Source organism: Microbacterium sp., assembly GCF_040394595.1.
In the GTDB taxonomy this organism is placed as follows: Bacteria; Actinomycetota; Actinomycetes; order Actinomycetales; family Microbacteriaceae; genus Microbacterium.
This window is the reverse complement of the sequence record NZ_JBEBSA010000022.1, coordinates 32017-39204: the sequence shown is the minus strand read 5'-3', so window position 1 is coordinate 39204 and position 7188 is coordinate 32017. Positions and strand designations below refer to the sequence as shown.

The following is a 7188-nucleotide window of genomic DNA, read 5'->3' as shown; positions in this document are numbered from 1 at the left end:
TTCACCCGTCAGCAACTCACACGCGATTCACGCAACAACGTCCCTGGACATCACAGCTAGTCGATGGTTGCCCAGCCCGACGGAGGTGCCGGCCGGTATCCTCGTCTCAGAGGCTCGACTCCGCACATAAGTGCGTCCACCACGAGCAATATGACGAGAGATGGAGGCCCCGAGTGACGGAGATCGACTTTCAGCCAGAGAAGCGAACCATAGAGGATCTCTTCGTGGGAGCCGACTATTACGTCATCCCAAGATTTCAACGTCCCTACAGCTGGGATGCAGCAAACCTAGACGATTTCTGGCGTGACGTTGTCTACGACAACAGCGTGGGTTACTTTATCGGGCCGATGGTTGTGTGGCGCGACCAAGACAGTCCTGTTCGTCGTCTCGTCGACGGGCAGCAGAGAATCACAACGATCGCAATCATGTTTGCAGTCTTGCGCGACCAGTTCGAGGCACTCGGCGAAAAGAATCTCGCGGCTGGGGTTCATCGCTACCTTGAGAAGGCGGATCGAAATAACGAACAGCGCTTTACTCTCCAGACCGAGGTTGATTCAAGGTTCTTGTCCCAAGCGATTCTAAAGAATCCTCCCGAAAAGGACGTCAGACCTACCACAGAGGAGGAAGAAGCTCTCTCGAAAGCACTCGATGCCATTCGACGGCGGATTGCAGATGAGGTAGATCAACGACAAGACCCCGCTATCTGGTTGCGCGAGTTACGAGACCGACTACTCGGTTTGCGTGTCATATGGATTGAGCATGGAAACGAAGATGACGCTTATGTGATCTTCGAGACGTTGAACAGCAGGGGAAAAGACCTTGAAGTCGTCGACCTTCTGAAGAACCTCATCCTTAACAAACTACGCGGAACTAGCAACTCGGCGGCAGACACCGCAAGGACTACTTGGGACGCTATGCGTAACGAGCTGGAGGCAAACGACACTCGCCGAAGGATCGATCCCAATCGATTCATTTTGCATTGGTGGCTGTCGCAGGAAGACTACGTCGCCGAAAGAAAACTCTTCCCAGCCATAAAGAAGTCGGTTAAATCGAAGCCCTTAGCGCGGACTCAGCTTTCATCACTCGCTAAAGATGCGCCACTATATCGAGCAATTCTCGAGCCTTCGTCCCGCTCATGGGCAATGGAAGAAGATGATGTCCGCCGAAGTCTAGACGCATTGTCAATCTTCGGGATCGTCCAGCCTGCACCCTTGTTGTTGTCGCTGCTTCGAGCCAGGGAGTCCTCGCCGCGGCTGAAGATCGCCCCGCTCAAGAAAACTCTCCAAGCAATAGAGCGCTTTCATTTTCAACACACCATCGTTAGCCAGCTCCGCAGTAGCGGTGGAGTATCAGAGATGTATGCGAAAGCAGCTCGTGAACTCTTCCATGCTGGCGATGACCAACAACAGCGTGGCCAGGTACTCACCGATATCAGAAGCAAGCTTTTCGATCGCAGACCCGACAGGGAGCAGTTCATTCTGTCATTCGAAGAACGATTCTTTTTTACAAACGATCACTCGCGTGATAGCAAGTTAGTTCGATACGTGCTTGAATCGTTTCTTCGCCACGCGCAGCCTTCAACAGGTACTGAGTTCCTTACAATCGAACACATTTTACCCCAGAAGGAACTGAAACAGGGTGTCGCGTTCGAGGCCGTCGCCGGCATTGGCAATCTACTACTTGTGAGTGAAAAACTGAATACGAAGCTCGACGACAAAGACTTTGCCGCTAAGAAACATATCCTGGCGAGCGAAGGTATCAGCTACGACATAGGGGGCGTGCTCGATAAAGACGTCTGGGGCCAAGCGGAGGTATCCCAGCGTGCGAGGATTCTTGCCGAGCGCGCCTACGACGAAGTGTGGAAACTCCCTTTCTAGGGTTCCAAACCAACCCCCGACAGAAAAAACGCTTCAGCCCAGCCTTCTCAGGCGAAGACTACCTCGCGCGTTGCAGATCGCTGGCCGAGATAGCCGAGTTGGTCCATGAGTGCCCGGATGACGGCTTTGCCGAGTTCGAGCGGGACGGCGTTGCCAAGTTGGCGTTGTACGTCTGCTCGGGTGCCGTCGATCTTGAAGTCGTCGGGGAAGGACATCAGGCGGAGCATTTCGTTGACGCGGAGGCGTCGTGCTCGCTGATCGCCGTTGGCGGTCTTGACGTTTTCCCAGTGGAATGGGCCGACCCACGGTCCCGGTTGCGCCTGGAGCGTGGTGGATGGCCGGTTGGGGTCGAGGCGGAGCAGGAAGGTCCAGTAGCGGCTCCGCCACTCGAAGTGGTTGCGCCCGCCGTAACGCTCGGTGTGCCAGAGGTAGTTCTGGCCGGGAGGGATCTCTGCGGCGAGTTCGCCGTACTGCCCGTCAACGATTTCTTCTGTCGATGCTCGCACGAGGCGGGGCAGATCGGAGAAGGCCTGGGAGGCGGTGACGTGCGGGATCTTGGTGGTGTCGATCGTGCGGTCACGTTCGCTCCACCCGGAGTGGGTGGGCTCGGGGAACTCGAACTTCTTCCCGTCGCGTCTGCCGACGACGAAAACGCGGCGGCGTAGCTGCGGTACGCCGTAGTCGGCGGCGAGGAGCACCTTCCACTGCGGGTTGTAGCCCAGTTCGCCCAGACCTTTGAGCAGACGCTCGAACTGGGCCTTGTGGGTCTTGTAGGTCAGGCCTTGTACGTTCTCCAGCACGAACGCTTCGGGACGCGATTCACGCACGACCCGGACGTACTCGTCGAGCAGTGAGGCGTTGGGGTCGCGGCTCTCTCTCTTCTGCTCCAGCCAGAACCCCGACTTTGAGAACGGGGTGCAGGGCGGGCCGCCAACCACGAGCACCGGTTCCTCGCGCCGCAGGCCTGCTGTGGCGAGGATCTGCTCGGTCGGGGTGGTGCGGATGTCGCCGGTCAGCGTGGCGGTGGAGTCGAAGTTGGCTTTGAGAGTCGCCAGCGCGGGCTCGTTGTAGTCCGTCGCGACCGACACCCGCAGCAGGCCACTGCCCGGATCGGCGCCGACCAGCGGTTCGGCATCGGCACGCTCCACGGCGAGGTCGAGACCACCAGCGCCGGAGAACAGACTGACCACCGGCAGTTGCTCACCCATACGCCACCTCACTCCCTTTCGTGCGCACGCCGCCCGCTTCCTGCGGACGGACGTGTACAACCATTATCGTTGAGAGCAGTCTGCCAAGTGCCACCGACATTCCCAGTGTGACCGACGAATTCTGTGGACAGCCGAGGTCAGGAGGTGCCCGATGGACGACGAGATGATCGCCCGCCGGGCCTTCGGTGAGGTCTACCGTGTCTCCGGGCGTGCCGACCAGTACGAGTTCCTCGTCAACGCGGTCGAGGCGTCGGGCGGTCGAGTGATCTACGCCAGCGACACCAACCGGGCACCCCTCTACCTCGGCGTGCAGATGGACTCCGACGAACGCCTCGGCCTGCTCATCTACCCCTTCCGGATCACTCGCAACACCATCAAAAACCGGCCTGCCGACGAAGTGCGGGGCCAGTTGCGTTACGGCTCGGAAGAGAGTTGGAAGCGCGAGCATCCGGTCGGCCGCGACGTGGCCGGCGTGGACGTCACGATGATCCTCGGTGTCGATCTCGAAGCCGGGATCATCCTTGGTTTGGACGCCCACCTGTGGGACCCGCTGCCGATGGGGATCTCGTTCTATGCCAAGGATGCCGAGATCGACCAGGCCAAGGACACGGGCTGGCATGTCTGGGAGAAGATCAACCGGGCCGGGAACAAGCGATCCGAGGCACGCTCCCCGACGAGCCTGGAAACCGTGGTCGCCTTCACTCCTGACAGGCTGATCGACTACGCCCGCCTGGAACGCCGGGCTACCTCGCTACGTCTGGACCCGCCCCTGCGCTACTCCGCTGCCCTGGCGATGACCTCCCGCGATGCAGCAGACGAGGTGCCGCGCCGTCACGTCCTCGAAGAGCAGTTCGCACTCACCAGTCAACAGATCCTCGACATCATCGGCGGCCGCAACCGTCTCGCGGTCGCCGTCCGCGGTGGCGTGGCCGAGTACCACCTCGAACTCCAGCTCCAGCACGCGCCCGGTGTCGCCTCCGTAGAGCGTCTCGATCTCGACGCTCAACATGACTTCAACGTCACCCTCGATGACGGGCGGATGCTTCGAGTCGAGTGCAAGAACGCCAGCCCGAAGACCTACGCCAACGGCAACTTCAAGGTCGAGGTGCAGAAGACCCGCGCCTCCCAAAACGATCCCGCATCCAGGTTCTACCCGGTCGATGGCTTCGATGTCGTCGCAGCCTGCCTGTTCTCCCCGACAGGGCGATGGGAGTTCCGCTTCGGCGCCACCTCCGCGATGAACCGGCACAACGACTTCCCCGACAGGCTCGCCCCAATGCAGGCAGTTACCGAGGAATGGGCAACGAACCTGGCCGACCTGGAGGCGTAGGTCTTGGCACCTCCTCTCTCGCGAGTCTGGAGATCGCTTCCGCGCGTCCGGGAGAATTGAGGAGTGAGTAGACGAGCAGTTCCCCTCAATGCGGTTCAGCTAGAAGTGCTGAACTGGGTAAAGGACGGCTGCCCGGAGGACGTCTATAGCGACTGGTCACATCGCGTCTCGGGGCGCGCTCTGCATAACCGTGGTCTGATCGAGGTGCGCGGCCGTGGTGAGAAATGGTCGGCAGCGCTCACTGATGACGGCCGCTACTACCTTGAACATGGCTCATATCCGGACGAGGTCCCAGACGGCACGGCTGACGACCCGCGACAAGCAACCATCGCGGAGCCCCAAGGCCTGAGCGAGCCTCATCCGCCTCAGAGATCGACGCTGCGAAAGGTGGGAGAGGGCGCACGCCGAGCGAAGCAGCCGAACAAGACTGAGCAGTTCATGCTTGCGCTCAATGCGGCTGAGGAGCACCGACTTGTTGTTGAGCGGAGCGAAGAGGCCAGCTACAGACGTCTCATCACCTTGGCGAAGCATCGAGGTCTGATCCCCGACGGTATGCAGATCACGCTCTCTTGGCCTTCCCGTGACGAGTTGTCGGTAACGCTTGAGCCGCTCCCGGAGTGGCAGACCAGGGCGCTTGACCCCATTGCGGTACCCAGTCACCTTCATAATCCGAGTGATGTCACCACCGCTCTCTCCGAGAGCGACACGTTCCAGGTAACTGGAGGTCCGCGTAAACGCGCGCTGCGTCTGGCCGAGGCACTGACCGTCGCGGCACGGGAGCGGGAGATGTCCGTCAAGGCTGTGCTGAATCAGCCGAGGAACCCGAACAACACGTACCGTGATTCGCCACGACGGGACGAGATCGAGTTTTCCATCGAGGGTGATAGCTTCCGGCTCTGGTTCACGCAGGAGACGCTCAGAGAACCCCATGAGCCGACGCAGCGAGAGATCATGCGGGTACAGCGAGGGTTCTTGTTCCCCGACTACGACGATGTCCCCGCCGAACGGCTCGGCCTAGTTCTCAACGGTGACGGTGGGACGTTCTGGGCCAGTAGCTGGCACGACACAGAAGACCACGGGCTGGAAGAGGACTTGGCACAGATATTGGAAGAGATCCGTCTGCGCCACGAACGCCAGATCGAGAATCGCGAAGCCGAGCAAGAACGTGCACTCGCTCGCCGTGAGCAGGAGAAAAAGGATCGGGCTCTCGCAAAAGAGAAGTATCGGGCACAGTTCGTGGTGGATGCGATGAAGAGCCAGGCGGAGAAATGGGAAGAGGCAGACCGCCTACGTCGGTACGCAGCGGCCATCCGCGAGGCCGCCGCGCTTTTTGAGGGCCAGCAGCAAGAAGATGCACTGGAGTGGGCGGCGCAGGTCGATGCTGAATCATCCAGGGTCAACCCTCTCCCACGCGCGGCGAAGCCCCCGGAGGCACCTGAGCCTTCGCACAGTGACCTTTCGCCATTCATGAAGTCCAGATCGCTCTATGGCTGGTAGCAGTCAGTAGCCCCAGCGCCGTGGTCTTGTGACGTATCGGACCGGAATCTCGGAGGGTTTGAGTGGACGATCAACGACGGGACGGTAGTTCGCGGGCGTGATTCGTTCTTCCTCGTATGTGCGGATGAGGTAGTCAGTTGCCTGCGAGTGCCCAAGCCGTTTGAGCTCCTCGAAGATACGGCTGATGAGCTCGTTCAGGCGCCGACTCTCGGCCTCGGCAGCTCCAAGGCGTTCTTGCAGCGTTGCCGCACGCTGACCGCACCAGGAGCGGAGCAACTCATGAACGGGGCGACCATGTTCCAGATACCACTGATACTCCCACTCCGGTGACGTCGTGTAGGCGTGCTTGTCGTAGCTGACAGCAGCGCGTCCGTTGGTGCTCTTCTCTCGGTAGTCTTTCTCGTCCTCCAGGACCCAGTCCAGGACAGGCATGGGGTTGATCTGGCAAGCACACTCAGCGATCGCGAGCGTTCCGTCGGCCGAGAGCATGACGTCGCCGTCCAGGTCGAAACCCTCGTTCTGGGCAAGTAGGTTATCAACGGTGATCCCGATCAGCTTTTGCAACGCATCCCGCTGGTGAACACGGGTCGCGTACCGGACAGGCGACCACTCGTACTCTGCGACTTCCTCAGGGATCAGCAGATCGAAAACCTGACCGACTGCCGCCTGCTCAGGGTCGGTAAGCTCCACCTGGTCGATCCGCTCCCAGTTCGCCATGAGTTCGTCATATGCCGCGACGTCGGACCAGTTGCCCCGGAGCCGCCCACCAGGCACGTTCTCTTGGGCACCGGCATTATCACCGTCAAGGAATTCGACCACGTAGCGGGGCGTCTTCTTGCGCGTATCGATCTCGACGACCCTGACATGCTCCGAGACGGAGTAGTCACGCAGGCGATAGATCAGCTCTTCTCCGACATCTGGCACTGCCACTCCTCACTCTCGACCGCCTCCATTGTCTCGTGCTTCGTATCGGGAACCTGAGGCTCCCCACGTAGCTGGTCTGAGGTTTGACGGGATCGACGTCGCCCAATGTGCTCACGCTCCTTGGCCCGTAGTAGGAGGACCAGGCTGACGGGGCCGATGATGGTCAACTTCATCGAGTTCCAGATGCACAACAGGACCAGCAGGTTCAGCCATCCCGGTCCGCCTCCTTCGATGAGATCTCGGAAGACGGCTGCGGCGAGGAGGTACGGGATCGCGAGGAGCATCACAGGAACGCCCCATTTGAGGCCGTGCCTGGCGCGGATCGCATCGAGGAGCCGGTTGGTGGGCATGT

6 protein-coding genes are annotated in these 7188 nt (G+C 60.2%); 3 read left to right on the top strand and 3 right to left on the bottom strand.

Going from position 1 to position 7188, the window contains the following annotated elements; genetic code table 11:
- Positions 1-173: 173 nt before the first annotated feature.
- On the top strand, positions 174-1877 hold the full coding sequence (locus ABWO84_RS14845; RefSeq protein ID WP_353115917.1) for a DUF262 domain-containing protein: 1704 nt from the start codon (positions 174-176) through the stop codon (positions 1875-1877).
- A gap of 47 nt (positions 1878-1924) precedes the next feature.
- Here ABWO84_RS14845 and ABWO84_RS14840 read toward each other — a convergent pair whose 3' ends face one another.
- Positions 1925-3085, bottom strand: a complete 1161-nt coding sequence (locus ABWO84_RS14840; RefSeq protein ID WP_353115915.1) for a DNA cytosine methyltransferase — start codon at positions 3083-3085, stop codon at positions 1925-1927.
- Positions 3086-3236: 151 nt separating this feature from the next.
- Here ABWO84_RS14840 and ABWO84_RS14835 point away from each other — a divergent pair, with 151 nt between their 5' ends.
- Positions 3237-4415 carry a hypothetical protein gene (locus tag ABWO84_RS14835; protein WP_353115913.1) on the top strand — a complete coding sequence of 393 codons (1179 nt, stop codon included), beginning with the start codon at positions 3237-3239 and terminating at the stop codon, positions 4413-4415.
- A 63-nt stretch (positions 4416-4478) separates the two neighbouring features.
- The gene (locus tag ABWO84_RS14830; protein ID WP_353115911.1) at positions 4479-5912 is read left to right on the top strand and encodes a hypothetical protein; all 1434 of its coding nucleotides are present in this window, start codon (positions 4479-4481) and stop codon (positions 5910-5912) included.
- Between the two features lie 3 nt (positions 5913-5915).
- On the opposite strand, the gene ABWO84_RS14825 is transcribed toward ABWO84_RS14830, so the two are convergent.
- Both ABWO84_RS14825 and ABWO84_RS14820 read right to left on the bottom strand, forming a co-directional pair.
- Positions 5916-6836: a hypothetical protein gene (locus ABWO84_RS14825; protein WP_353115909.1), complete on the bottom strand. Its 921-nt coding sequence runs from the start codon at positions 6834-6836 to the stop codon at positions 5916-5918.
- Complete coding sequence (locus ABWO84_RS14820) at positions 6812-7186, bottom strand: sulfate permease (RefSeq protein ID WP_353115907.1); 375 nt, start codon at positions 7184-7186, stop codon at positions 6812-6814. Before ABWO84_RS14820 ends, ABWO84_RS14825 begins: the two co-directional genes overlap by 25 nt.
- Positions 7187-7188: the final 2 nt, after the last annotated feature.

Coding starts and splice junctions, on each gene's coding strand:
- ABWO84_RS14820 (WP_353115907.1), bottom strand. CDS start 7,186: ATGCCCACCAACCGGCTCCTCGATGCGATCCGCGCCAGGCACGGCCTC.
- ABWO84_RS14840 (WP_353115915.1), bottom strand. CDS start 3,085: ATGGGTGAGCAACTGCCGGTGGTCAGTCTGTTCTCCGGCGCTGGTGGT.
- ABWO84_RS14835 (WP_353115913.1), top strand. CDS start 3,237: ATGGACGACGAGATGATCGCCCGCCGGGCCTTCGGTGAGGTCTACCGT.